Source organism: Limosilactobacillus difficilis (genome assembly GCF_947387495.1).
In the GTDB taxonomy this organism is placed as follows: domain Bacteria; phylum Bacillota; class Bacilli; order Lactobacillales; family Lactobacillaceae; genus Limosilactobacillus; species Limosilactobacillus difficilis.
Map to the genome: position 1 here is coordinate 1 of NZ_CANDNU010000010.1, position 26,311 is coordinate 26,311.

General features: G+C 51.2%; 26 protein-coding genes, 1 other RNA gene and 1 other annotated feature. Of the genes, 4 read left to right on the forward strand and 23 right to left on the reverse strand.

The window, feature by feature from the left end; genetic code table 11:
* Window positions 1–141: 141 nt before the first annotated feature.
* The 19 genes from tsaD to tadA form a co-directional block, all read right to left on the reverse strand.
* Window positions 142–1,164 carry a tRNA (adenosine(37)-N6)-threonylcarbamoyltransferase complex transferase subunit TsaD gene (gene tsaD / locus QOR82_RS03175; RefSeq protein ID WP_283583324.1) on the reverse strand — a complete coding sequence of 341 codons (1,023 nt, stop codon included), beginning with the start codon at window positions 1,162–1,164 and terminating at the stop codon, window positions 142–144.
* Complete coding sequence (rimI, locus tag QOR82_RS03180; RefSeq protein ID WP_283583325.1) at window positions 1,161–1,685, reverse strand: ribosomal protein S18-alanine N-acetyltransferase; 525 nt, start codon at window positions 1,683–1,685, stop codon at window positions 1,161–1,163. Before rimI ends, tsaD begins: the two co-directional genes overlap by 4 nt.
* Window positions 1,686–1,704: 19 nt before the next feature.
* Window positions 1,705–2,433 carry a tRNA (adenosine(37)-N6)-threonylcarbamoyltransferase complex dimerization subunit type 1 TsaB gene (tsaB, locus tag QOR82_RS03185; protein ID WP_283583326.1) on the reverse strand — a complete coding sequence of 243 codons (729 nt, stop codon included), beginning with the start codon at window positions 2,431–2,433 and terminating at the stop codon, window positions 1,705–1,707.
* Between the two features lie 153 nt (window positions 2,434–2,586).
* Entirely contained in the window at window positions 2,587–3,582 is a 996-nt protein-coding gene (gene galE, locus QOR82_RS03190; RefSeq protein WP_283583327.1) for a UDP-glucose 4-epimerase GalE, read from the reverse strand.
* A gap of 56 nt (window positions 3,583–3,638) precedes the next feature.
* The gene (locus tag QOR82_RS03195) at window positions 3,639–4,601 is read right to left on the reverse strand and encodes a Ppx/GppA family phosphatase (RefSeq protein ID WP_283583328.1); all 963 of its coding nucleotides are present in this window, start codon (window positions 4,599–4,601) and stop codon (window positions 3,639–3,641) included.
* Window positions 4,594–6,855: an RNA degradosome polyphosphate kinase gene (locus tag QOR82_RS03200; RefSeq protein WP_283583329.1), complete on the reverse strand. Its 2,262-nt coding sequence runs from the start codon at window positions 6,853–6,855 to the stop codon at window positions 4,594–4,596. Before QOR82_RS03200 ends, QOR82_RS03195 begins: the two co-directional genes overlap by 8 nt.
* Window positions 6,856–6,857: 2 nt before the next feature.
* The gene (locus QOR82_RS03205) at window positions 6,858–8,357 is read right to left on the reverse strand and encodes an exopolyphosphatase (protein WP_408612908.1); all 1,500 of its coding nucleotides are present in this window, start codon (window positions 8,355–8,357) and stop codon (window positions 6,858–6,860) included.
* Between the two features lie 160 nt (window positions 8,358–8,517).
* Entirely contained in the window at window positions 8,518–9,285 is a 768-nt protein-coding gene (locus QOR82_RS03210; protein WP_283583330.1) for an acyl-[acyl-carrier-protein] thioesterase, read from the reverse strand.
* 3 nt (window positions 9,286–9,288) lie between these two features.
* On the reverse strand, window positions 9,289–10,176 hold the full coding sequence (gene rsmI / locus QOR82_RS03215; protein WP_408612910.1) for a 16S rRNA (cytidine(1402)-2'-O)-methyltransferase: 888 nt from the start codon (window positions 10,174–10,176) through the stop codon (window positions 9,289–9,291).
* A 5-nt stretch (window positions 10,177–10,181) separates the two neighbouring features.
* Window positions 10,182–10,565, reverse strand: coding sequence for a DNA replication initiation control protein YabA (locus QOR82_RS03220; protein WP_283583331.1), 384 nt, complete (start codon window positions 10,563–10,565; stop codon window positions 10,182–10,184).
* Window positions 10,558–11,583, reverse strand: coding sequence for a DNA polymerase III subunit delta' (gene holB, locus QOR82_RS03225; RefSeq protein ID WP_283583332.1), 1,026 nt, complete (start codon window positions 11,581–11,583; stop codon window positions 10,558–10,560). The genes QOR82_RS03220 and holB overlap by 8 nt, the downstream gene beginning before the upstream one ends.
* 14 nt (window positions 11,584–11,597) lie before the next feature.
* A complete protein-coding gene (locus tag QOR82_RS03230) occupies window positions 11,598–11,918 on the reverse strand; it encodes a cyclic-di-AMP receptor (RefSeq protein WP_283583333.1) in 321 nt (106 codons plus the stop codon).
* Window positions 11,919–11,938: 20 nt separating this feature from the next.
* The gene (tmk, locus tag QOR82_RS03235) at window positions 11,939–12,580 is read right to left on the reverse strand and encodes a dTMP kinase (RefSeq protein WP_283583334.1); all 642 of its coding nucleotides are present in this window, start codon (window positions 12,578–12,580) and stop codon (window positions 11,939–11,941) included.
* 10 nt (window positions 12,581–12,590) lie between these two features.
* The gene (locus QOR82_RS03240; protein ID WP_408612909.1) at window positions 12,591–12,842 is read right to left on the reverse strand and encodes a YaaL family protein; all 252 of its coding nucleotides are present in this window, start codon (window positions 12,840–12,842) and stop codon (window positions 12,591–12,593) included.
* 11 nt (window positions 12,843–12,853) lie between these two features.
* The gene (recR, locus tag QOR82_RS03245; protein WP_283583336.1) at window positions 12,854–13,462 is read right to left on the reverse strand and encodes a recombination mediator RecR; all 609 of its coding nucleotides are present in this window, start codon (window positions 13,460–13,462) and stop codon (window positions 12,854–12,856) included.
* A 2-nt stretch (window positions 13,463–13,464) separates the two neighbouring features.
* Window positions 13,465–13,773, reverse strand: coding sequence for a YbaB/EbfC family nucleoid-associated protein (locus QOR82_RS03250; RefSeq protein WP_283583337.1), 309 nt, complete (start codon window positions 13,771–13,773; stop codon window positions 13,465–13,467).
* Between the two features lie 19 nt (window positions 13,774–13,792).
* Complete coding sequence (gene dnaX, locus QOR82_RS03255) at window positions 13,793–15,619, reverse strand: DNA polymerase III subunit gamma/tau (RefSeq protein ID WP_283583338.1); 1,827 nt, start codon at window positions 15,617–15,619, stop codon at window positions 13,793–13,795.
* Between the two features lie 155 nt (window positions 15,620–15,774).
* Window positions 15,775–15,861, reverse strand: an RNA gene (gene ffs, locus QOR82_RS03260) — signal recognition particle sRNA small type.
* A gap of 16 nt (window positions 15,862–15,877) precedes the next feature.
* On the reverse strand, window positions 15,878–16,408 hold the full coding sequence (gene tadA, locus QOR82_RS03265) for a tRNA adenosine(34) deaminase TadA (RefSeq protein WP_283583339.1): 531 nt from the start codon (window positions 16,406–16,408) through the stop codon (window positions 15,878–15,880).
* 266 nt (window positions 16,409–16,674) lie between these two features.
* Here tadA and nrdH point away from each other — a divergent pair, with 266 nt between their 5' ends.
* The 4 genes from nrdH (at window position 16,675) to QOR82_RS03285 (ending at window position 20,821) form a co-directional block, all read left to right on the forward strand.
* Window positions 16,675–16,896: a glutaredoxin-like protein NrdH gene (nrdH, locus tag QOR82_RS03270; RefSeq protein ID WP_283583340.1), complete on the forward strand. Its 222-nt coding sequence runs from the start codon at window positions 16,675–16,677 to the stop codon at window positions 16,894–16,896.
* Window positions 16,897–16,997: 101 nt separating this feature from the next.
* The gene (nrdE, locus tag QOR82_RS03275) at window positions 16,998–19,175 is read left to right on the forward strand and encodes a class 1b ribonucleoside-diphosphate reductase subunit alpha (RefSeq protein WP_283583341.1); all 2,178 of its coding nucleotides are present in this window, start codon (window positions 16,998–17,000) and stop codon (window positions 19,173–19,175) included.
* 65 nt (window positions 19,176–19,240) lie between these two features.
* Window positions 19,241–20,230: a class 1b ribonucleoside-diphosphate reductase subunit beta gene (nrdF, locus tag QOR82_RS03280; protein WP_283583342.1), complete on the forward strand. Its 990-nt coding sequence runs from the start codon at window positions 19,241–19,243 to the stop codon at window positions 20,228–20,230.
* A gap of 66 nt (window positions 20,231–20,296) precedes the next feature.
* A complete protein-coding gene (locus QOR82_RS03285; RefSeq protein WP_283583343.1) occupies window positions 20,297–20,821 on the forward strand; it encodes a GNAT family N-acetyltransferase in 525 nt (174 codons plus the stop codon).
* A gap of 54 nt (window positions 20,822–20,875) precedes the next feature.
* Here the strand turns inward: QOR82_RS03285 and rplL are convergent, their stop codons facing one another.
* The 4 genes from rplL to QOR82_RS03305 form a co-directional block, all read right to left on the reverse strand.
* Complete coding sequence (rplL, locus tag QOR82_RS03290; RefSeq protein ID WP_283583344.1) at window positions 20,876–21,244, reverse strand: 50S ribosomal protein L7/L12; 369 nt, start codon at window positions 21,242–21,244, stop codon at window positions 20,876–20,878.
* Between the two features lie 60 nt (window positions 21,245–21,304).
* Window positions 21,305–21,808 carry a 50S ribosomal protein L10 gene (gene rplJ / locus QOR82_RS03295; protein ID WP_283583345.1) on the reverse strand — a complete coding sequence of 168 codons (504 nt, stop codon included), beginning with the start codon at window positions 21,806–21,808 and terminating at the stop codon, window positions 21,305–21,307.
* A gap of 31 nt (window positions 21,809–21,839) precedes the next feature.
* Window positions 21,840–21,953 (reverse strand) — a sequence feature (ribosomal protein L10 leader region).
* Window positions 21,954–22,019: 66 nt separating this feature from the next.
* Window positions 22,020–25,226, reverse strand: coding sequence for a carbamoyl-phosphate synthase large subunit (carB, locus tag QOR82_RS03300; RefSeq protein WP_283583346.1), 3,207 nt, complete (start codon window positions 25,224–25,226; stop codon window positions 22,020–22,022).
* Entirely contained in the window at window positions 25,219–26,307 is a 1,089-nt protein-coding gene (locus QOR82_RS03305) for a carbamoyl phosphate synthase small subunit (protein ID WP_283583347.1), read from the reverse strand. Before QOR82_RS03305 ends, carB begins: the two co-directional genes overlap by 8 nt.
* Between the last annotated feature and the right edge of the window lie 4 nt (window positions 26,308–26,311).

Sequence of the window (26,311 nt, forward strand, 5' to 3'; positions counted from 1 at the left end):
GATTTGGTTATTAAACTAATTCTACCCGTTATGGGTTATTTTTTTAATTTATGTTGCACTTGAATTGTAAATTCTCATCATAAAAAAATACCCCCAAAGTCGATTTCCAACTTTGGGGGTACGCATCAAATCCCGTCTTTTTTATAAGTGTTTGAACATCAAACTCGGATCTGCATTTAGGTCCAGGCCGGCCCGGTCGCCATAGCGATAGTTGACGTAGGCTGCCGCCCCAATCATTGCCGCATTGTCACCACAATATTTCAGTGGGGCCTGCAAAACGCTCAAATCAGGGAACTTCTTACTGAGATCATGACTCAAGCGATTGCGCAAACCGTGGTTAGCAGCTACCCCGCCGGCTAAAATAAACTGTTTAGCCGGGTAGCGGTCGAGAGCCCGTTCAGTTTTCTCAGCCAGAACGTCTACAACTGACTGTTGAAAACTAGCAGCCAGATCAAGCTTGTTTAGCTCTTCTCCCCGTTGGTGGGCGTTGTGCACAACGTTGATAAAGGCACTCTTCAGACCACTAAAGCTAAAGTCATAGTTAGCTTCTTTTTCCATTGCCCGTGGAAAATGGAAGGTATCAGAACCTTTAGCTGCCCATTCATCAACCGTTTTGCCAGCCGGATAATTAACTCCCATCACCCGGCCAATCTTGTCATAGGCTTCACCAGCCGCATCATCACGCGTTTCCCCAATAATTTCATACTCATGTTCGACCGGCATGTAAACTAATTCCGTATGCCCGCCAGACACCAGGAGGGCCAATTGAGGATAAATAAACTCACCGACCAGACGAGCTGCGTAGAGGTGCCCAGCCATGTGGTTAACCGGAACGAGTGGCAGGTGGTGCGCCCAGGCAATTGCTTTGGCCGCCGTTACTCCTACCAATAGCGAACCGACAAGACCTGGCCCATAGGTCACAGCAACAGCCGCCAGTTGACTATAGTTCACTGCGGCCCGTTCCAGAGCTTCGCGAGTGCACTTCGTGATCTGTTCGATATGGTGGCGGCTCGCTACTTCCGGTACGACGCCACCAAAACGCTGGTGGCTCGCAATCTGTGTGGCCACCACATTTGACAGAACCTTGGTTCCGTTCTCAACAACCGCTACACTGGTTTCATCACAACTGGACTCAAAGGCCAGAATTAAAGTTCGCTTCGTCAAAAGCTACTCCCTCCCTTTAACTGTGCGACCATGTCGAGCGCATCGCCATGATCATCATCATAATAACGATATTTCACCCGGCCGTCCCGGAAACCCAGCCGATGGTAAAGTCTCTTAGCGTTCTCATTTTTAACCCGGACTTCCAGGCTCATCGTTCGAATCTGATAGCACCGAGCCACCGCCATCTGCGTCGTCAGCAAAGTCGTCCCAATCCCCTGCTGCTGATAAGACGGACTGACCGCAATGTTGGTAATGTGGGCATCACTGCGTTGCCAGTTGAAGGAACAACCTGCGTAGGCGACCACCAGGTCATCATCCTTGGCGACCAAGTAGAGCCGGTTTGCTTTCGTCAGCTCAGCTTCAAAAGCCAGATTGTTCCATGGTGCGCGGCCGTAATTATCCCGTTCGATCTGGACCATCGCCGAAATATCTGCCTCCCGAGCTACCGTAAAATAATACAAATGGTGACCGCAACGCTGGTAAGTCGGTGAGTAAGTAATGCGGCGCTGGGGCAAATCCAACGATGCCGCCAGGTAACGCCTAAACCTCGCGAACATAATTCTGGTGCGGAGCGTTCGGGTGCTGTTTCTTCCATTCCACTTCTGCCTCCGTCAACAGAAGGTAGTGGGGCACGAACGCATCCAAATCCTTAACAGTCTCGTGATCTTCACCGAGCAGACCAAGCTTGAAGGGGTCAGGAATCGCATAACCGTTTGTCAAGAGCGTCACATTGGCCGGCAAGTGACCATCAAAATGCTGGTTGATCCGCTTGGTCAATTGTCCTACCAGGATCACCGGCTCTTTGCACTGACCGAGGCGCTGAACAAAGTCCGTCATCGCCAAGTGTTCATCAGCTTGCCGGTTGACCAGCTGCGAATTCTCCCATTGGTAGACCCCGCCATAAATGTTGCCACGCCGAGCATCAAAGAAGGGGGCAATCAATGCTTTCGTCGTCGCTGGCACGTTGGCAGCGAGCACTGCCAGACTGGAAATCCCGACCAGGTCGATTCCTAGGGTGGCAGCCAATACTTTCGCCGTTGTCACCGCAATCCGTACCCCCGTATAGGAACCCGGACCCTGGGCGACCACAATCCGCTCAAGGTCGCCAGGCCGCCATTTCAACCGGCTCATTAGCTGGTCAATCGTCGGCATCAGGTAAATACTGTGGTTACGGACCATGTTCAAGGTCGTGGCTGCCAGCAATTGCTGATCTTCCAACAAAGCGACCGTCATCGGGTGATTGGAAGTATCAATCGCCAAAATTTTCATGGAAAGGCCTTCCTTTCTTCTTTACGAATGCTTTAATGTTAACCCCAAACAATCATAACGCAAAACCGGGTGAAATGTTCGGTAGTTGATCGCAAAACAAATGAGGGACTGGTGAAAACCAATTGATTTTCTCAGTCCCTTATTTATTAGCGGTTATTGCTGATTATCATAGCCGTTGGGATGGGTCGAATGCCACTTCCAGGCTGTCGCAATGATCTTTTTAACATCATCGTACTGCGGCTGCCAACCAAGAACCTGGCGGGCCTTATCACTAGCGGCTACCAGGGCGTCTGGATCACCCGGCCGTCGCGGTGCGATCTTAGCAGGAATCTCCTTGCCAGTCACTTCACGAGCGGCTTCCAGCATCTGTTTGTTAGAAAAGCCGGTCGAGGAGCCCAAATTAAAGGCGTTGGACGGGTTACCGGCCTGCAAATACTTGATGGCCAGAATGTGGGCATCGGCTAAGTCCATTGGGTGTACGTAATCCCGTACATTGGTACCGTCTGGGGTATTGTAATCATCACCAAAAATGCTCAATTCCTGGCGCTTGCCCTCGGCCACCTGCAGGATGATCGGTACCAAGTGCGTTTCTGGATGGTGATCTTCCCCAATGGTTCCGTCCGGCTTGGCTCCCGCAACATTAAAGTAACGCAGGGCAACAAAATGAATGCCGTAAGCCTGATCGCACCACTTCATGATCTTTTCCATGGCCAACTTGCTCTCGCCATAAGGGTTGATCGGAACCTGGGGATCGCTTTCCTTGATCGGCATGTGTTCCGGAATCCCATAAGTTGCCGCCGTCGAAGAGAAGACAATGTACTTGATTCCGTGGTCATGCATCGCTTCCAGCAAAGTAATCATGCCACCAGTGTTGTTGTCAAAGTACTTCAATGGCTTCTTCATCGATTCAGCAACCAGGGAAAAAGCTGCAAAGTGAACTACCGCTTCGATCTCTTCCTGATTAAAAATTTTATCCAGGAATTGTCGGTCGCGAATGTCGCCCTGGTAAAACTTCGCCTTCGGGTTGATGGCCGCACGGTGGCCAGTCGACAAATTATCGGCCACCACAACTTCATAACCCTTTTCTACTAAGTCGGCGACCATGTGGGAACCAATATAGCCAGCGCCGCCAGCCACTAAAATTGACATAATTACTCTCCTTTAAACCATCTTTAATCCATTACAGGCCAAATTCTACCACAAAGTCAAGCCTTCTGCAGGTGTTGAATGCTCTCCGTGCTCAACTTATGATCCATGTATTTGAACATGAGCCCTTCTCGCAAACCATTATTGCTGAACATCAATTGTTTCAAATTCAGTTGCCGCAACAAAGTCATCAAAGGCAATAAACCACCGACGATCACATCAGCCCGGGCAGATGCAATTCCGTGCATGGCAGCCCGCTCTTCCCGCGTCGAAGAAATCAACTGGTGCATCATCGTGTAAGCGTCAGTCCGGGTCATCGTCAAGCCGTGAACCGAGGGAACCGTTGCTGAATCTGCAAAATGCTGCCAGCGGTAGGCTTTGGCAAGGGCCCGGTTGGAACCACCGAGGGCAACGATGCGGCTATGACGAGCACGGTTCAGCCACCGCTGGCTAGCCAGGAGCTCATCCACCTGGACAACTGCGTCATAGAGATTTGCCGCTGTAATCTGGTCACCAAGCTGATACCGCTGGGAGAGCAGCACTGAACCGACCGGCAAACTGACCGCTTCTTCTGCGTAACCATCGTCAACCAAGATCAGTTCCATGCTTGCGCCGCCGGTGTCGAGGATCAGACCGTTGCGAATCGGCAGGGTCCGACTCACTCCCACGTAATCAAGGTAGGCCTCACGCTCACCGGAAATCACATTAATCTGCAAACCGGTTTCGCGGACAACCTGGGCCAAAAATTCGTCCTGGTTGGTAGCCTGCCGAACTGCCGCCGTCGCAACAGAAATCAGCTGCACATCACTAAATTTTTGGCAAATCTTCTTAAAACGCTTCAGCGCTTTGATAGTTCGGGCAATCGGTTCCGGTTTCAAAAGCTTTTCTGATCCCATGTTGGCGCTCAAGCGAACGTATTCTTTCTCGTAGGCGAGAACCTTGTACTGACCGCTATTTGCCAACTGGGTGATGCGCAGGCGAACCGAATTACTGCCGAGGTCGATGACCGCCAAATTAGTCATGTTGGTCCCCCTTTTCTGGATCACTGAGGTGCAATTTCGAAACATGGCGGGTCAGTGTTTCCAAGACCGTTGACATATGCCGGCGGTTCTTGCGTTGCCGCTTTTCAGCCGATTGCTGAGCCACTGCTTCATCAACGAAGTACTGTTGCGAATCAAAGGCCGGCTGACCGTCACGATCGATCATTTCGTATTCGGTGCCGTGCAGAACACGGGTGTTAACGTTGTCGCGCCACATCGCATCAAAAATGTCGATGGCCCGCTTCTTGGTGTCGTTTTCCAAAACGGGGAAGAGTTCCTCGACCCGCCGATTTAGGTTTCGTGTCATCATATCAGCGCTAGCCAGGTAAATCTCATCATGGCCGTTGCTCTTGAAGTAATAGATCCGCGAATGCTCGAGGAAACGGCCGACGATACTATGAACCTCGATGTTGCCTTGCAGCTCCGGTAAATCGTTCCGCAAGCAGGTGATCCCACGCACTAACAGTTGAATTTTGACACCTGCTGCCGCCGCTTCATAAAGGTGGGCGATAATCTGTTTATCGGACAGCGAGTTCATCTTCATCCGAATCAGTGCTGGACTGCCGCCCTTCGCCACCGCAATCTGCTCGTCGATCTTCAGATTGATGAAGTTGCGGATGCCGTGTGGTGAGATGTGTAATTTGTGGAAGTACCGTGGCCGGGCAAAACCAGATAGCATGTTGAAGAGGTTGGTCATGTCGACGCCGATCTCGTAATCGCAGGTAAAGAGCCCCATATCCGTGTAGAAGTGTGCCGTCACATCGTTGTAGTTCCCGGTTCCCAGGTGCATGTAGCGACGAATTCCGTCTTCGTCACGTCGGATAACCAAGGCTAGTTTACAGTGAGTCTTCAGGCCGACCAGACCGTAAACCACGTGGCAGCCCATCCGCTCAAGACGACGCGCCCAGCGGACGTTGTTTTGCTCGTCAAAGCGGGCCTTCACTTCAACCAGTACCGTCACCTGCTTACCCGCCTGGGCCGCCTGTCCCAGATACTTAATGATTGGTGAATTGCCAGAAACCCGGTAGAGGGTCATCTTAATCGCCAACACCTGAGGATCGACAGCCGCTTGGTGGATAAAGTTCACAACGGCTTGGAAGTTGTCGTAAGGGTGTTGAACGAGGTGGTCTTTTTGCCGAATCGTTTGGAAAATATCGTGATCCATTGAGAAGGACGGATCGAGGTAGGACTTAAATGGCTTGTAACGAAGGTCATCATGCCCTTCAACCATCCCCGACAGCTTCTTCAAGAAAGTAAGGTCAACGGGACCGTTCACCCGGTAGAGCGACATATCACTGACCCCTAAGTTATCAATCAGGTGGTTCACCAACCAAGAATCCGTCTTTGCTTCAACCTCCATCCGCATGACGGAACCGTGCTCACGAGCCCGCAGTTGGTGTTGAACTGCCCGCAGCAAGTCAGAAGCATCTTCTTCGGCCACGTCAAGGTCCATATCCCGGCTAACCCGGTAAGTCCCCGTTGCAAGAATCCGGTAACCCGGGAAAAGCTCATTCAAGAATTGCTTGATCACTTCGTCTAGCAGGACAAAGGTATTTTCGTGCGGTAGTTTGACGAGCCGCTTATAAATTTTCGGCACCCGGACCGTGGCGAATTTGTCATGGCCTTCGTTGCGGTCATCATGGGGTTCCTGAGGCCGCCGTTCAACTTCCTGGTCCCCTTCCAAGATCTTTTGCTGCGTCTCTTCATCATCTTCACTGCGGTCGCGTTCCAGCTTGATCGCAATGTTTAACGAATTGTTACTGATGAATGGGAAAGGACGGGAACTGTCGTCAGCCATCGGTGTCAAGACCGGCAGCAATTCCTCCCGGAAATAACGGTGGAGGAAGTTGCGCTGTTCTTCGCTCAGCTGGTTAAAGCGGGCAATGTTAATCCTCTGTTTGGCCAACGCCGGGATGATAACATCATTGTAAACGTGGTAGCGTTCTTCAACCATCCGGTGTTCTTTTTCGTTGACCGCCATCAGCTGCTCTTCTGGTGTCATCCCCGAAGCATCAGTCGTCGTCACGTTGGCCGCCATCAGTTTATGCAGTGAAGCGACCCGGACCATGAAAAATTCATCGACGTTGCTCTGTGTGATCCCCAAAAAATTGGCCCGTTCAAGTAAGGGATTGCTTGTTTCCACCGCTTCCTCTAGAACCCGGCCGTTAAAATCAATCCAGCTCAGTTCACGGTTGACGTAGTTTTGTGGATGATAAAACTTCTTATAATTTGACATCGCTAGTCTTCCTCCTTCGTGATCAAAACCGGCTTCAAACCATAGATAGCTTTAAACAGCTGCGACTTCTTCTGGAAGGCCCACTGCTCAACAACTAGGTCGTCATCGGCCTTCGCCAAAATCTGCAATTCATCATCATGCAGGCGCAGCCGGACCTGTTTAATTTTCTGTTGCCGCGAATCATCTAACGAATCCGCCATCCGCAAAATAGCAGCGAGCTTGCCGACAGTGATCTGGCTTTCAAGGTCAAGGGACGTGTTACTGCGCTGATTGATGTGGGGGCTCTCCATACTGTGGTAGCGGGCAACTTCTGCAACAATATGATTATCCTTGTCAGACAGACCGATCAACGGATTGGCCTCAAGAATATAGGCTGAGTGCCGGTAATGGGCCTGGGGATTGATGAAATTACCGATATCATCCACCTTGCTGGCGATCTCCAGAAGTAAGCGATCGTTCTGAGAAAGGCGGTGAATCGGCTGCAAGGCATCAAAGAGTTTGACAGCCAAGGCGGCTACAAACGCGTTGTGTTTAGAATCCGCGCCGTAACGCTGAGCCAGGTTGTCCGCTGACGTGCGGATCATCTGGGAAATTAACTGCTGACCACCACTAGCAGCTGTCGTTACCCCGTCCAAAACCGAAATGTTGGTGGCATAAACGTGCTTGGCATTTAGCAAGTGGATCACCCGCTCGGCCACGAGGTAGTTGGGCAAGACCCAGTTAACACTCTGTTCGTTGACGTCATAGTGACTAATGATGTACTGGTCCGTGGCCGTAATCAGACTCTGGTAACGTTGCTCAAATTCTTCCCGTGGCACTTCCCCCAGCTGTTCACCAGCCGGTACGAAGCTCTGGGCCAACGTAGAAACATTTTGAATTAACAACCGGGACTTCTTAACGTGGCGCAGTTCAGGCACCAAGTACTCCAACTTGCTAGAGATATAATCGAGGATAATTTCGCTCGGGTTGGTTGTCGTCTGCCGCAAGGTAGTAACCAGCTGACTTAACCGGGCCCCGCCGAGGTCGATATCCCAAGACATCTGAAATTTGCCGTGTCGGAAGTAAGCTAAGGTCGACGTGTTCAAGCCCATGCTGAGAACGTACAGGCTCTTCTTACTCAATTCATCGAAGTGCGGCAGCTTGGTCATCAATCGGCTTAAGGTGTCGGCGATCAGCTGACTGGTATTCAACCAGTGGATTTTTAGCCCCGTCCGTACTTCAATCTGGTCAGCAACGTAGCGAGCAGCGACCGGACTCAGGTCTTCGCGGTTACCGTAAAACTTAGTCTGCTCTACCCCGTAATCGGCCAGGACGCGCTGAAAACCGGTCAAACTATTCACGATCGCCACTAGGTTATGGGCGTAATTAGCAACCGGGTGAGCTCCCACCTGCATCGTCCCTGAACGAACCTCCGTAATCAATTTCATGGAAGGCCGTTCAAAGACCTGCAGAATCAGCTCATCCGGCTCCAAATAAATCAAGCCAAATGTTTTGTTTTTCACGACGCAACACTCCTATCGATTCTCGCTTCTTCTGTGCTCCTATCCAATGTCAATACACTTTCAGAATACCACCTTTTTCAAAATCTTTGTGAATTTTGCGCAAAGAAAAAAGGAGTTTCAAGTTTCCGCACGTTAGCAGTTCTCGCAACTCCTTAATTGTTTATTTATCTGTTCGTTTTTGCCATGCAAACTCGGCATCGGCACTCAGTTGATCATGGGAAAAGATCTGGTTGATCGACTTGACCGTCCCCCGCTCGTCAGTTGTCATCTGATAGCGGCTTGTTACTCGGGATGGATAGCGAACTTCGTTTTTATAACTAATATTGAACCGCCGCAGTTGGTGGGCGTTCAGAAAATCAGCCCCCATGGAATCTAGCATCCAATCAAAATAACGCACGTTGTTGACGTGCCGGTTGCCGTCGATATCAAAGTAACGCACCTGGTAGTGGGACTGACCATCCGCTACATCTGCCGACAAGGGATCCTGGTTCCGGGGACGGGTCAGCCGCTTCAGCTTTGGAGCGTGGAAGGGGACCACTAGCTCATCCGGAATGGCTTGGATCCGCCGCCGGCTGAGGTCAACAAAGCCCAACTGCCCGGTCATTGTCGCAAAACGAAATCCCGTTGCGTCCGCCAACCAAAACTCACGCTGAGCAAAGAACCGGTTGACGCCGACCAAGCTCGTTCCCAAAACCACTTCATCGCCAAAGACGGGTTGGCGTTGGCTGAGCTGGCCCTCATAACTGAGGATAATCCAAGCACCGTTATACTTTAATCCCGCCTGTCGCCCGCAGTTCAGAACATCAGCATGCCGTTCGGAGGCTAAGACCCCCATCGCCACCAGCATACTGAGGCTCGGATGGGAACTCTGGTCACATTCGTAATAGGCCAGCCGATGTTTCATCGTATATTCCTGCGGATTTTCCATCGTTTACTCCTCTCCGTCCAAATGGTGAAATTCCCGGTACAATTGCTGACGGTTAGCATGGTTTGCCCGTGCCACCTTTTTGATCGCCGCATTCGGGGCTAAACCGTCGTTTTCAATCAGGAGCTGGACCTGTTCCACCAGTGGCAGATCAGTCACGGCCGGGCCCGGTGCTGGAGCCTGCGGATTCGGATTGCCGCTGACTAAGACGACGAATTCGCCTCGGATTGTCGTTGTCTGAGCCCATTCCTGCAGTTCAGCCAGCGAGCCCCGTAAAAATTCCTCATAGCGCTTCGTCAATTCTCGTGCCAGCACCGCCGGCCGATCAGGGCCAAAGGCTTTAACCATCGACCCCAGCGTTCGCTTCAAACGGTGGGGCGCCTCATAAAAGATCAGGGTCTCTGGGCGCTTAGTCAGCAGCTGAAGCTCAGCTAGCTGCTGCTGGGGTTTGCGGTCCAAAAAGCCATAAAAAGTGAACGGCTGGGGAGCCAGTCCTGAAGCAATCAATGCCGTTAAACCAGCATTAGCACCAGGCAAAGGCACGACGGGGATTCCCTGCTGGGTGCAAGCAGCTACCAGCTCCTTACCAGGATCCGAAATTGACGGCATCCCCGCGTCGCTGCACTGGGCGATATCAAGTCCCGCTTGCAACTTAGCTAACAGTTCCGGCAGCCGGGCCTCCGTGTTGTGCTCGTGAAAACTAATCGCATGGGTCTTAATCGCGAAATGGTTGAGCAACATCTGAGTGTGGCGCGTATCCTCGGCCGCAATTAAATCAACCTTTTTCAGGACTTTGACGGCCCGCATCGTCATATCATCGAGGTTGCCGATCGGTGTAGGCACCAGGTAGAGGGTCCCCGTTGTTGGATTTGCAAAACTGCGCGTCGCTTGAATGGCCATCACCGATCGCCTCCCTTGGGCGCCCCGAGAGAGTGATCGCCATAAATGGTGTCAAGACAGAAGGTGCACGATTCCCCTTCGTCGAGCCGCTTGCCAAAATATTCGTTGCAAACATGGAAGCCCCGCTGGTACAGCTTCTTTAGGTTCTCCCGTGACGGGGTAAGCTTTCCCGATTCACCGCCAGTCGTCGCGGCCTCCTTAGCTGCCTGTTGGCTCACCAGCTGCTGCAGATGCTCATTTTCAATCGATAATTCCGCATTTTCTTCAAGAACCGCGTTGACTTCTTCCTGAAGACGCTTCATGTTAGCGACCAGGTCCTGAGTTTGCTGACTTAACCGGGCAAAGTGGTCGTAGAGGTCACTCTTATTAATACGTTCAACCATTTTGATTCCCCCGTCCTTGTAAAACATTGTGTAAACGAATGGTCAGTTGTTCACTGACATTTTGAAATGAGACGTTGCCATCTAAAAGCCGCCGGGTTTGCAAAGTCAACTCAGCCGCCGCCAGTAACCGGCCTCTGGCATATTTTTGAATTGTCTGCCGAATCGTTGGGAGGGCAAGCTGAAAATGAAGCTGTTCCTGACCAACGCCATTAGCAAGGATCAAGGTGTCACACCAGATCATCATCTGTAAATCGAGCAGAACTTGTTGATGCAGCCGATCCGTGGCCAGCTTCAACCAGTCGGTCTGGATCATTACAAAACTCAATAGTGAGCCGGCCACAAGCTGCTTATACCAGTCGACAGTCGTCTGCACCGCGTGGGTCAGCCAATCATCTTCTACCAGCTCCTTGGCCCGACGCACCGAATCGGTCAGTCCCCGCACAATCGGTTGCAATTGCTTGTCGATACCGGCGACATCGAATTCTGCCGTCAATTTTTCCGGGGACAAAGGTTGCAGTTCGACCACCTGGGTCCGTGACTGAATCGTCGGTAGAATCGCCGCTTTATTCGTCGTCAGCATCAGGATGTAGATACCTGGACCGGGCTCCTCAATGAATTTGAGGAGGCTGTTAGCTGCATTGACCGTCATCTTGTCCGCATCATTGAGGATAAAGACTTTGCGAAAACCCTCCATCCCACTCTTGGTAAACTCTGCCTTGAGCCGCCGTAGCTGATCAACTTTCAATTGTCGGCCAGCCGGGGTCGCCTCAATTACGTCGGGATGGTTATGGTTTAAAATCCGTTCGCACTCAGGGCAGGTGCCGTCCGGAGCGTTATCGTGCGGATGCTGGCAAAAAAGGCGCATCGCCAACCATTCAGCAATCGACCGCTTCCCGGAACCACTGGGGCCCACCAAGAGATAGGCATGGGCTAATTCATGCGCCGCAAAAACCCGCTGAAAGCGAGTGATAATCGCCGGTTGGAGATCTTCAGCTCGCTGAATTACCTTTTCGACCATCAGCTCGCTCCCGTCTAAAATTCCATGTAGCGTTCAACCGGCACGACGAAGCAAATCGCCCCACCCACCTGAACATCCACTGGATAAGATGAGGCGCCATTATCCAGCCCATTGCCGGGTGTAAGGTACTGGCGACGGGCCTGGGCATGATCCTTGATCACCTTTAAGGCCTCATCAACCCGTTCATCCTTGGAAACGATCATAAAAGTCGTGTTGCCTTCCCGCAAAAAGCCCCCGACCGAATTCATCTGGGTGACCCCGAAATGGGCGTCAATGCAGGCATTTCGAACGCGCTTGGCGTCTTTTGGTTGAACAATCGCAAAGATTAATTTCATTGAATGAGACCTCCTTAGGATTAGCCAAAAATGGCAGGATCAAATTGCCGCAACACGTCACCCGCGTCAGCAATGACCTTGTCAAATGGCTGAGTAGCATCGATCTTTTGAATCCGGGATGGATCCTGAGCTAGGAGCCGTAAATAGGCTTTCCGGACTCGGTGGTGAAAGGACAGGGCTTCCCGATCTAACCGGTTAACTTGATTCTGGCGTTTCTGAAGAATTCGCTGGATCCCTACTTCCGAGGGAACGTCCAAGTAGATCGTCAACTCTGGCATCACGCCCTGAGTCGCAAAGGCGTTGATATCCCAGACAGCTTGTTCACCGAGTTGGCGGCCACCACCCTGATAGGCAACGGAGCTATCCACGTAACGGTCGCTAAAAACAACTTTGCCAGCCGCAAGAGCTGGTTCTAACACGGAAACCACGTGCTGGCGCCGGGCAGCGGCAAACAGCAACGCTTCCGTCCGGTCATCCATCCCCCGATTGCGGTCATCAAAGAGGAGCTTGCGCAGTTGCTCAGATAAGGGATCACCGCCAGGTTCGCGCGTCACGAGTAAGCGTTGGCCCAGGCGGGGCTGAAATTTATCAACCAAGGCCTTGAGAACACTGGTCTTTCCCGCCCCATCCGGGCCTTCAAACGAAATAAAATGTCCTTTCATCTTCCACCTCTTATTGCTGAATCACGCCGGGATTAAGCTGACCATGGGCTCTACGATGCCGGGCCTTTTCGTAAAGGTAGAGATACTTCTTTTCTTGTAGTTTGGTCCGGTAATAAAGCTCGCTGTCGGTTTGCCCCTCGTAAACCGCCTGCTCGGTTTCAATGGCGTGGTTCCAACTCGCCTTAACGTCGTAAATCAAATTCATTAAACGATAATCACCGTACTTTTTGACCTGCTGTGGATCTGTCTTGAAAAGCGCCAACTTCAAGCCTCCTAAAGTTCCGTCCGCCCCTGGATCGCTTTCATCAAAGTCAAGGAATCGGTGTAGTCGATATCTGCGCCGGCTGATAAACCATGTGCCAAACGCGTCACCTTAATTCCGGCGGGCTTGATCAGCTTTGCCAGGTACTGTGCCGTTGTTTCGCCATCAACTGAGGCATTCGTGGCGACAATGACTTCCTTCACGTGCTGGTTGGTCTTAAGCCGTTTTAACAACGACGGGATGTTGATGTCCATCGGTCCCGTGCCGTCAGCAGGCGAAATGGTCCCGTGCAGGACATGGTACAAGCCATGGTAATCATTCATCCGCTCCATTGCCATGATGTCACGCGAGTGCTCGACTACTACGATCTGCGACTGGTCCCGGTTAGGATCTTTACAGATATCACAAGGATCATCTGCCGTAATATTTCCGCAAATACTGCAGTAATGGAGATCAGTCTTGACCGCTTGCAGCGACTGAGCAAATTCATCGACATCCTGCTTGGCCATCCCGATAGTGTAGAAAGCCAGGCGGGTAGCAGTCTTTTCACCGATCCCGGGCAGCTTCATGTAGCTGGCAATTAACTTAGCAATCGGTTCGGGATATTGAAGACTGCTCATCGTTAAATGCCAAGTCCTTTGGTGTACTTGCCCATCTTGGACTGGGTCGCATTATCAACCTTCTTTAGCCCATCGTTGACAGCGGCAACCACCAAGTCAGAAAGCATGTCGACGTCGTCAGGATCCACGGCTTCGGGCTTGATCTGCAGGTCCGTCAGCTTCTTATCCCCGCTAAAGGTAGCCACCACCATATCATCTGGTGATTTGCCAGTAAAACTTTCGGCGGCCAGTTCCTTTTGTTCTTTGGCCATCCGCTTTTGCAGTTTACGGGCTTGTTGCATCATCTGTTGCATGTTCATTCCGTTCATCATTATCTTTACCTGACTTTCTTTAATTGTTTTCGACTTTTACAATGTCACTGCCAAAGAGCTCCTCGGCCTTGCTTACCACCGGATCAGTCGGCTGATCGGCCGGACTCGTTGGCGCCGGAGCGGCAGCTTGTTTTGGCTCCGCATTGGTACCAGTTGAATCTTGGCCGCTTTGTGGCTCCCTCGACGGAGCCGGTGCTTTTGCAGTCGGCTGAACCCTTTGGTCCGGTTTCTTAATAGAATAACCGTGCTCCTTCAGGAAGTCAGCACGGATTTGTGGCCATTTATCAGCTGGGACAAAGGTCACCCGTCGGTCTTTACCGCAGAGTTGCTGGAGATCCTGCTGAATCACTTCGCTCAAGTTGCCCCCATTGGCTCGTTGGAGTAAAAACGGCTGCTTAAACGACAGCACAACACTGTCGGGGCCGGCAGCAGCAGGTGTCGCCAATTCAACCAGTCCCCGTTCCATGTTCGATAGCATCGACAAGAGATCACTCCACAGGGATTTCACCTCGTCGAGGTCGGTGCGGGTGGCCGTCTCGAGCACCTGGTACACTTGGTGCAGGTTCACCCGGGACGTTCCGGGATGACCCGCTGACCGCTTTCGAATGTGGGGGCTCGCCGGTTGCGAACTGACGATCGGACTCGTTGATCCCCGCTTTTGCAGTTGGGCCACTTCTTGCTGCAGTTGAGCTACCTGACTATTAAGCTGGTCAATCTTCGCTTTTGCAGGCCCCAGCTCTGAAGCCGAATGAGCCAAATCCTTACTGACCTGGCAGAGCTTGACCGTCAGCACCTCAAGATAAACGTCGGGGTGCGTCGTAAAGCGCATTTCATCCTGGGTCTCATTTAAAACATCAATCATGTCATACAAAACAGGAGCTGAGGCTGCAGCGCTGAGCTGTTGAAAATCCTCATCGCTCAAGCCCGTGCTTTCGACATGAACCAGGGATGGTGATTCTTGATAGAGCAAGACGTCCCGGATAAAGGAAATCAAATCCTCGATAAAACGCTGTCCGTCCTTGCCCGATGCCAGTAAGCCGCTCAAGCCCTTCAAGGCCGCTGCACTATCAGGCTTAGTCACCTGGAGAAAGTAATCCTTCAACAGTTTCTTGGCAACACTCCCCGTTACCAATAGCGCATCGTCGAGCTTGACGTGATTATCAGAAAATGACAAGACCTGGTCGAGGATGCTGAGTGCATCCCGCATCCCTCCTTCGGCCGCGTTAGCAATCACCCACAAAGCTTTTTCCTCATAAGTGACCTTTTTCTGATCTAGAATGTACTTCATACGGTCAAAGGCGTCCTGTGCACTAATGCGCCGGAAATCAAAACGCTGAACCCGCGAAATAATCGTCAGTGGAATCTTGTGTGGTTCCGTCGTCGCCAAGATAAAAATCACGTTGGCTGGCGGTTCTTCCAGCGTCTTGAGCAGAGCGTTGAAAGCCCCCGTAGAAAGCATATGCACTTCGTCGATGATGTAGACCTTATAATCCGCTTGCGTCGGGGCGTACTTGACTTTATCACGAATGTCACGGATTTCTTCCACCCCGTTGTTCGAAGCGGCATCGATTTCAATGACGTCGTTGAGCCGGCCTGCCGTGATCGCCTTGCAAGTCTCACACTGGTTGCAAGGCTCACCGTCCTTAGCATGGTGACAGTTAACGGCCTTGGCAAATATTTTAGCAGCCGAGGTCTTCCCCGTTCCCCGCGGACCAGTGAAGAGATAGGCGTGACTGATCTGCTTCGTAATGATCGCGTTCTTGAGGGTCCGGGTGATCACCTGCTGACCCACAATCTCATCAAATCGTTGGGGACGCCAAACTCGATAAAGTGCCTGGTAGCTCATCACGCTCTTCCTTTCTCTAAGATAATCTTCTATATTATACAAGTTTTTGAAAAGAGGCAAAACAAAAAAGGACAATTCATCACGTCCTTAAAAGAACACGTTTCCTTGCCCAAATTCAAAAACCGTCCGAAAATCCGAACGGCCGTCATAATCTCATTAACTTAGGACACAAGACTCATCAAACTTAGTGCTGCTTCCTTCCGGACCTGACACGGTTCGTAAGTGCGCCTTTGTCCTAAGGCCTTACGGCACTTAACATCATACACTACTTTCCCCAGTTTGACCAGTCAATTTAGGATTTTGCCGGCGCCAACGCCGCCGAGCTGCCTTTCTCTGGCGCCGCACCCGGCGGAAAAAGGTGCGCAAGAGTTGACTGCTTTCGGTGGCGCAAATGCCAGCGTGAACATCCACCTGGTGATTAAGCCGGGAATCCCCTAACAGGTGGTACAAGCTATCCACTGCTCCAGCCTTAGGATCCGGTGCCCCGTAGTAAAGATTCTTAATCCGGGCGTTGAGAATCGCCCCGCTACACATCATGCAGGGCTCCAGTGTGACGTAGAGGTCGCAATCTTCTAGACGCCAACTGTGGAGATACTGGCAGGCTTCAGTGATGGCAATCATTTCCGCGTGCATCGTCACCTCCTGCAGGTGCTCCCGCAAGTTGTGACCCCGGCCGATGATTCGCCCATTTTTGACGACTACGGCCCCAATTGGCACTTCGTCGATTTGTCCAGCACTTCGCGCCTCAAAGAGGGCTTCCTTCATAAAAAATTCGACCTGTTTGTCCATTTGTCAACCTCTCTGTTGCTTTTCTTGTCCACATTGTAACCGAATTCGGCTGTCCTTTCATCCCCTGCCAGTTCACATGACCAAACAATCATGCAAAAATCCAGTTGCTCCTCGCCCGGACGCCATGATAGCTCTTTCCTTCTTCACCACTAGATCTTGTGTTTAGAACTATTTTTATGTCCATATCTTGTGGTGAATCAGCTTGCAATTTACCTTTGACCAGGTATACTAGAAAACATCAACGAAACGCAAAGGAGATTCCTAGAATGGTTGAAGTCTTTTCCAAAAATAATTGCATCCAGTGCAAGATGACTAAGAAATTCCTGAAACAACACAACGTGGACTTCGTAGAACACAATATTGACGAGCAACCCCAGTTTGCCAACCAGTTGAAAGCGGAAGGCTTCCTCGCTGCACCGGTCGTAAAGACCCCGAACGGTGACGCTTTTTCTGGCTTCCGTCCTGACAAGCTCAAACAGTTAGCTTAATTTTCACCCCAACAGGCCGGATAGTTGACAATGCAAGACTGATGATCTCTCGGTCTTTTTTTATGCGCCACAGCAATATTAATTAGGAAAGCGAGTTTATCATGGCATTATCTGATATCGATATTACCAAAACTAAATATTATGATCTCAATAACGAGCTCAATATCCCCAAGGACGGCAAAATTCAACTCGACAAGGATGCCGAAGCTCTGGCCAATTTTATTGAGACCAATGTTAAGCCCAACACGAAGCACTTCGCTTCATTAAAAGAACGCTACGACTGGCTGATCAAAAATGACTACATCGAAGCCGGTTTTATGAAGCAATACTCCTCCGCCTTCATTGAAAAACTTTACGACTACTTAAAGGACCAGCACTTCCACTTCCACTCCTTTATGGCCGCTTATAAGTTTTACGCCCAGTATGCAATGAAGACCAACGACGGGGAGTACTACTTGGAAAATTACATCGACCGGGTTGCCATGAACGCCCTCTTTTATGCCAATGGCGATGAAGACCTGGCGATGAACCTCGCAGACGAAATCATTCACCAACGCTACCAACCGGCAACACCGAGTTTTCTAAACGTTGGCCGCAAGCGGCGGGGTGAATTCGTCTCCTGTTTTGAAATCCAAACGACCGACAATATGAACACGATCGGTCGAACGATCAACTCCGCCCTCCAGTTGTCCAAAATCGGCGGCGGCGTGGGGATCAACCTCACCAACCTCCGGGCGGCTGGTGACCCGATCAAAAAGATCGAAGGCATGGCAAGTGGCGTCGTTCCAGTTATGAAACTGCTCGAAGACAGTTTCTCTTACTCCAACCAGCTGGGGCAACGCCAAGGAGCCGGCGTGGTCTACCTGAGTGTCTTCCACCCCGACATTATCGATTTCCTCGGTGCCAAAAAAGAAAACGCGGATGAAAAAGTGCGGGTCAAGACCCTTTCCTTAGGAATCACCGTACCGGACAAGTTCTATGAGTTAACCGAAAAGGGCCTGCCAATGTATCTCTTCAGTCCTTACGACGTCGAACGAGTCTATGGGGTTCCTTTCTCATACGTCGACATTACAAAGGAATACGATAAGATGGTTGCCAACCAGGACATCCGCAAGAAGAAGATCGACGCCCGCGAACTCGAGGACGAAATCAGCAAGCTGCAGCAGGAATCGGGTTATCCTTACATTGTCAATATCGACACGGAAAACCGTGCCAACCCGATCGACGGCAAAATCGTGATGAGCAATCTCTGTTCCGAAATTGCCCAGGTCCAAGTTCCGTCCGTCGTTGCCAACGACCAATCTTATGAGACCTTAGGCACCGACGTCAGCTGCAACCTTGGTTCGACCAACATCGCCAACTTGATGGCGGGCCCCCACTTTGGCCGTTCCATCAAGGCCATGATGCGGGCCCTCACCCACATCAGCGATATCGAAAACATCGACGTCGTTCCATCCATTCAAGCTGGTAACAAAGCATCACATGCCGTCGGTTTAGGGGCCATGGGGCTACACAGTTTTCTCGCCAAGAACAAGATTCAGTACGGCAGCCCGGACGCAATCGAGTTCACCGGTACCTACTTCCTGCTCCTCAATTACTGGACCCTGGTCGCTTCCAACGAAATTGCTCGTGACAAGGGAACCACTTTTGCCGGCTTTGAAAAGAGCAAATACGCTGACGGTTCCTACTTTACTAAATACCTCAACCGTGACTGGACGCCAAAGTCCGCCCGGGTCCAAAAGCTCTTTAGTGACGCTCACATTAACATTCCGAGCCGGGATGACTGGCGCCGGCTCAAAGCAGCCGTGCAAAAGGACGGTCTCTACAATCGCTACCGGATCGCGGTGGCACCAAACGGTTCCACTTCCTACATCAACGACTCGACGGCCAGCCTAACCCCGATCGTTAACCGGATCGAAGAACGACAAGAAAAGATGATCGGCAAGATCTACTACCCGGCACCGTACCTGAGCAATGAAACGATGCCTTACTACCAATCAGCTTATGACATCGACATGCGCAAGGTGATCGATACCTATGCTGCCGCTCAACAGCATGTTGACCAGTCGATGAGTTTAACCATTTTCATGCGTTCCACAATTCCCGAAGGGATGTACGAATGGAAGAAGGGCCGCACCGACAAGATGACAACCCGGGACTTAAACATTTTGCGCCATTATGCCTTCCAACGGGGCATCAAATCGATCTATTACGTTCGGACCTTTACCGATGACAACACAGAAATCGGCGCTAACCAATGTGAAAGTTGCGTAATTTAATTGCTGGCGGCATAATAGAGAAGTTAAAAGCGAATTAAATCAACAATTAGGGAGACAAAATTACGATGGCATTGAAGAGCTATAAAGCGATCAACTGGAATGAAGTTTCGGATATGATCGACAAAGCAACTTGGGAAAAATTGACCGAACAATTCTGGCTCGATACCCGAATTCCGGTTTCTAATGACCTGGATGACTGGCGTTCCTTAGACGATGACCACCGCTGGTTGGTAGGCCACGTCTTTGGTGGTTTGACCCTGCTGGATACTGTTCAATCTGAAGTGGGGATGACTGCTCTCAAGCAGGACGTCAAAACCCAGCACGAAACGGCTGTTTTAAACAATATTCAGTTCATGGAATCGGTTCACGCCAAGAGTTACTCAACAATTTTTTCCACCCTCAACACACCGGACGAAATCCGGGAAATTTTCCACTGGTCTGACACGGAAGATTACTTGCAAAAGAAGGCCGTTCGAATTGCGAATTTGTACACCGATCCGTCGGTGGACCCACTGAAGAAAAAAATTGCCAACGTCTTCTTGGAAACCTTCCTCTTCTATTCCGGCTTTTACACCCCCCTGTACTACCTGGGCCACAATAAGCTAAACAACACCGCCGAAATCATCAAGTTGATTCTCCGGGACGAATCCGTTCACGGCACTTACATCGGCTACAAATTCCAGGTAGGGATGCACGACTTAACCGAAAAGCAGCAACAAGATATGAAAGATTGGATGTACAACTTCCTGTACGAACTGTACGACAACGAGGAAAAGTACACCAACATGCTCTACAATGATGTTGGCTGGACTGACGACGTTCTGACCTTCATCCGCTATAATGCTAACAAGGCGCTGATGAACCTCGGCCAAGAACCACTTTTCCCAGATACCAGTTCTGATGTCAACCCAATCGTGATGAACGGAATTTCTACTACCACGTCCAATCACGACTTCTTCAGTCAGGTTGGCAACGGCTATCGCAAGGGCGCGGTCGAAGCGATGAGTGCTTCTGACTACCACGTGATGGATCCGAATAAGAAAGAAAACAAATAACAAAAAAGCAGCTCGCCTCCGTCTTTATAATGATTCCGAGCTGCTTTCTTTATCTGGAGGCTAATCATGAATAAACCTGCTTACCGCATTCGACCGATAACGGTTGATGACATTCCCGCTTTACAAGAGATCTCGCGTGAAACCTTTAAAAAGACCTTTGACCCCTACACCGCTCCCGACGACATGGCCCGCTTCTTGAAGGAAGATTACGAGACTGCTAAGATGCGCTCTGAAATTGACAATCCTAACAGTCGCTTCTTTTTTCTGGTGGTCAGTGACCAAGTCGCTGGTTATCTCAAAGTCAACGTTGGCGACGCCCAGACAGAAGCCATCAAGGACAACGCCCTGGAAGTGGAACGCATCTACCTTCGTCAGCAGTTCCAACACCAGGGTCTCGGCCTGATCTTAATCAAATACGCTGAAAAGATTGCCCGCCGCGAAGCCAAGGATTATATGTGGCTGGGTGTTTATGAGCATAACAAAGTCGCCCAAAAATTTTACGCGCGCGACGGTTTTAAACGGGTCGGTCAGCACGTCTTTCAGGTCGGCTCAGATCCACAAATCGATTTTCTGCTCGCCAAAAAACTGTAAAAAAAAACTGCCAGCAAAAATTGCTGACAGTTTTTATTTTTGGCGAAACTACAATTACTTAAGGGTAACAGTAGCACCGGCATCTTCCAGCTTGGACTTGATGTCGTTAGCTTCGTCTTCGCTAGCGTCCTTCTTGATTTCGGAAGGAGCACCGTCGACAAGCTTCTTAGCGTCCATCAGGCTGGCACCAGTAACGTCCTTAACAGCCTTGATGACCTTAACCTTGGACTGACCTGGTTCAGTCAGTTCAACAGTGTATGAGTCCTTAGCAGCAGCAGCGCCACCAGCAGCAGCACCAGCAGCAGCAACTGGAGCAGCAGCTGAAACGTCAAATTCGTCTTCGATAGCCTTAACCAGGTCGTTAAGGTCTGAGATTGATGCTTCCTTCAGAGAAGCAATGATAGCATCCTTATCAAAAGCCATGTTTATAATCCTCCAATAAATTGTCTTTTTTGAATTCGATAGGTAAGATGAAGAATAACCTTATGCGGCTGCATCGTCGCCCTTGTCGGCAACGGCCTTGACAGCACGTGCGACCTTGCGAACTGGATCTTGCAGGCAAGATACCAGGGTAGCCAGCAGTTCTTCACGACTCGGCATCGTAGCGAATTCATTGATTTCGTCCAGAGTCTTAACACTCTTTTCAATGAAACCACCCTTGATGGAGAGTTGGTCGTGTTCGTCAGCGAACTTCTTCAAGATCTTAGCTGGGGCAATTGGGTCTTCGTTAGAGAAAGCCACGGCAGTTGGGCCAACAAAAACACTCTTCAGGTCTTCGTAGTCAGTGCCTTCCACAGCACGTTCCAGAATCTTGTTCTTGATAACCTTCATTGAAACGTCGGCATCACGGAGCTGCTTACGCAGGTCAGTAACTTCGGCAACCGTCAGACCACGGTAGTCAACAACGATGGCTGATTCAGCGGCGTTCAATTCGTCAGTCGTTTGCTTAACGATTTCGGCCTTTTTAGCAATAGCTGCTTCACTCATCGATTTCACCTCCTGAATGCGAAATTGAAGATTAGGATTAAAAAAATCCCTATGACCGCAGACATAGAGAAGGAATTTCATTCTTCCTCGGCAGGTAAATTGAGGCTTGCGCCACCTGAGTCTTAGGCAGAGTCATATTTAAATCAACTCCCATAGAATAACATATGTCTCTGCCGATTGCAATTGGTCAAAAGGGATTTCTTAATTCTGTTTAGCTATGCCGACCGGTATCGACCGGCAGAGTGCTGAAGGAACGATTTTCCAACGCCGTCAGCAACGCCCGAACGGTATCAAGCGCCGTCAGCAGCGGCACGTTGTGGGAAATAGCAATCTGGCGGATGATAAAGCCGTCCGACGTCTGGGCGATATCATGGCCCATCGTATTGATGACCAGGTCGACCTTCCCGTCCTTAATGGTTTGCAGGATGTTATCAGCCTGCCCCTCGTCTTCGTGTACCTTGGTGACGGTGGTGACATGGAGCTGGTGCTGCTTGAGGAAGGCAGCGGTCCCTGCCGTTGCCATCAGCCGGTAGCCGATGTTAGCAAAGCGCTGAGCCAGCGGCAAGATCTTCTCCTTGTCGTTATCTTCAATCGTCAGCAGGACGGTCCCGTTATCCGGCACTTGCATCCGGGCACCAGCAAAGGCCTTGATCAAGGCCTTCGGGAAGGTCCGGTCGGAGCCCATCACTTCACCCGTCGACTTCATTTCTGGTCCTAGGTAGGAGTCCACATCGGACAGCTTGTTGAAGCTAAAGACCGGAGCCTTGACGTACACCTGCTTCGGTTCAGGTGCCAGGCCATCTGGATAGCCTTGCTCCTCGAGCGATTCACCAAGGATAACCCGGGTCGCCACTTGTGCCATTTCGATCCCGGTAATTTTACTCAGGAACGGCACCGTCCGGCTGGCCCGCGGGTTGACTTCGAGGACGTAAACTTGACCCTTGGAAACGATAAACTGAATGTTCATGATGCCGACACACCGGAGGGCAATCGCCAGCTTCTTGGTGGCGTCAACGATTTGTTGCTTGATCTGGTCATCGAAGGTTTGCGACGGGTAAACCGCCATAGAGTCGCCAGAGTGGACTCCGGCGTGTTCAATGTGTTCCATGATTCCCGGCAGCAGCACCCGCTTGCCGTCACAGATCGCATCGACTTCGCATTCGGTCCCGTCCAAGTAGGAATCGATCAGGATCGGGTGTCCACCGGCATCGACATTCGTGTTCTGCTTGAGATAGTCCTCCAGTTCCGCGTCGTTGTAGACGATTTCCATCGCCTTCCCACCGAGAACGTAGCTCGGCCGAACCAGAACTGGGAAGCCGATCTTGTGGGCCGCATCGATGACTCCTTGGTGGTCAGATGCGGTCAAGCCAACTGGCTGGCGCAGATCAAGGCGTTTGATGATCTCATCAAATTCTTCCCGGTCTTCGGCCAGGTTGAGGTCGTGAACCGTCGTGCCAAGGATCTTGACCCCGTGTTCCTTGAGACCGGCCGCAAGGTTAATCGCGGTCTGCCCCCCGAACTGAACGATCACGCCGAGTGGGTGCTCCTGGTCAACTACATTGAGGACGTCTTCGAGAGTCAGCGGTTCAAAGTAGAGCTTATCAGAAATAGTGAAGTCCGTTGAAACTGTCTCAGGGTTGGAATTGATGACGATCGCCTTGTAGCCCATCCGCTGAATGGCCCGGACACTGTGGACCGTTGCGTAGTCAAATTCGACCCCCTGGCCAATCCGAATCGGGCCAGAACCGATAACCAATACTGACTTATCGGAGAGTTGCGTGCTTTCGTTCTCCGCATCGTAAGAACTGTACATGTATGGCGTCTGGGAATCAAATTCCGCGGCACAGGTGTCGACCGTCTTGTAGACCGGCACGATGCCATGCTCCTTGCGTAAGTGACGGACCGAATCCGCCGTAGTCTTCCACAGGCGCGCAATTGTGTAGTCACTGAAACCGTAACGCTTAGCAGTCTTCAACAAAGCAAGATTTTGGGGAGCATTTTCAAGCTGTCCTTCCATCTTCACGAGGTGTTGAACGATGTCGAGGAAGTAAGGTGTGATCTTGGTCAGCTCGTGCACGTTATCCAGGCTATAACCCCGCCGAAAGGCTTCGGCAAGGTAGAAGAGACGGTCGTCTTGCGGATGAACCAGTTTGGCTTCCAAGTCCTCATCGCTGGCAGCATGTGCCTTCGGACTAAAGAGATCTTTGTCGTCGATTTCCAGCGAGCGCACGGCCTTTTGGAGAGCTTCTTCAGCACTCCGCCCAATCGCCATGACTTCCCCCGTCGCCTTCATTTGACTACCCAGGCGGCGGTTAGCGTGGGTGAACTTATCAAATGGCCAGCGCGGAATCTTGCAGACAACGTAATCAAGGGCTGGTTCAAATTCGGCGTAGGTCGTCCCGGTGACCGGATTTTTAATTTCGTCCAAGTTCAAGCCGACCGCAATCTTGGCAGCCATCCGGGCAATCGGGTAGCCCGTTGCTTTAGAAGCCAGGGCTGAAGACCGCGAAACCCGCGGATTAACTTCGATGACATCATAATGGTAACTGTTCGGGTCAAGGGCTAATTGAACGTTGCAGCCCCCTTCGATTTTCAGAGCCCGAATCAGTTTAAGAGCGCAATCCCGCAACATCTGGTATTCGCGGTCACTCAAGGTTTGGGACGGACTGAAGACAATCGAGTCACCAGTGTGGATCCCGACCGGATCGAAGTTCTCCATGCAGCAGACGATCATCGCGTTGTCACTGGCATCCCGCATAACTTCAAATTCAATTTCCTTGTAGCCGGCGATTGATTTTTCAATTAAGCACTGAGTTTCCGGAGAGAGATCCAGACCATTCGCAGCGATCCGTTCCAGTTCGGCCCGGTTGTTGCACATCCCACCACCGGTGCCACCCATGGTAAAGGCTGGCCGAACGATAACGGGATAACCGATCTTTTCGGCAAAGGCAACCGCGTCATCGACCGTGCTGACGGTCTTCGAAGGCGGGACCGGTTCACCCAATTTCAGCATCAATTCCTTGAACTTTTCCCGATCTTCGGCTTCGTCAATGGAGTCAAGCTTAGTACCGAGGAGTTCAATCCCCAGTTCGTCCAAAATCCCGGTCTTGGACAGGGAAACGGCCAAGTTTAAGCCGATCTGCCCACCCAGGGTCGGCAGAATGGCATCTGGGTATTCTTGTCGAATAATCCGGGAAACGCTTTCGGTCGTCAGCGGTTCGATGTAGACCTTATCGGCAATTTCCGTGTCAGTCATGATTGTCGCCGGGTTGGAGTTCACCAGGACCGTTTCATAGCCCTCTTCGCGCAATGCCAAACAAGCCTGGGTTCCAGAATAATCAAATTCCGCCGCTTGACCGATGATAATTGGGCCAGACCCAATCACCATAATTTTATGAATATCAGTTCTCTTAGGCATTGCTCTCTTCCTTTCTGCGTTGGTCGACAATCGTCATGAAATCATCAAAGATCGAAACTGCATCGTGCGGCCCCGGCGCAGCATCCGGGTGAAACTGAACCGAAAAGGCGGGGTAGTGACGGTGCTGAAGGCCTTCAACCGTTCCGTCGTTGATTTCTACCCGGGTCACCATCAGCTTGTCCGGATCGATCGACTTCGGGTCCACCGCGTAGCCGTGGTTTTGCGAAGTGAAGTCGATCCGCCCCGTGGCAATATCACGAACCGGGTGGTTAAAGCCCCGGTGACCGAACTTCATCTTGTAAGTATCGGCCCCGTTAGCAAGGGCAAAAACCTGGTGGCCCATGCAGATCCCGAAGAGCGGCAGGTGTTTTTCAACTTCCCGGACCATCGGGAAGGCCGCCGCCATGTCCTTCGGATCGCCCGGGCCATTGCTGAGCAATACCCCGTCTGGTTTGAGATTTAAAATCTGCTCAGCGGTAGTATCATACGGCATCACGATGACGTTGCAGTCGCGACGGGCCAATTCCTGAAGAATACTGTTCTTGAAGCCAAAATCAATTAAGACAATGTTGCGCTTAGTGCCCGGGTTCGGGAACGGCGTCTTCGTCGAAACTTGGGAAATAATGTCCTTCGTCAGGTTCTTCTTCCGCAGTGAAGCCGCAATCTGCTCAGCCTGGTCGGAACTATCCGCGAGACGTCCCCGCAAAGTTCCGTGCTGCCGCAGTTTACGAACCAACTGCCGGGTATCGATGCCCTTCAGTCCCGGAATGCCATTTTGTTGCAAAAAGTTAGGCAAGGTGTCCTGCATCCGCCAGTTGCACGGGTGGTGGGCCACTTCCCGGCAGATCACGCCCCGGATGTGCGGTTGCATTGATTCGTAGTCTTCGAGGGTTACACCGTAGTTCCCAATCAGCGGGTTGGTAAAGACCAAAATTTGATTAGCGTACGACTGGTCCGTGATCGCTTCCTGGTAACCGGTCATCCCCGTCGAAAAGACAACTTCGCCGTCGCATTCCTTGTCAGCGCCGAACGCTTCGCCGGCAAAAACCGTCCCATCTTCCAAGATTAAGTATCGTTTCATCGAG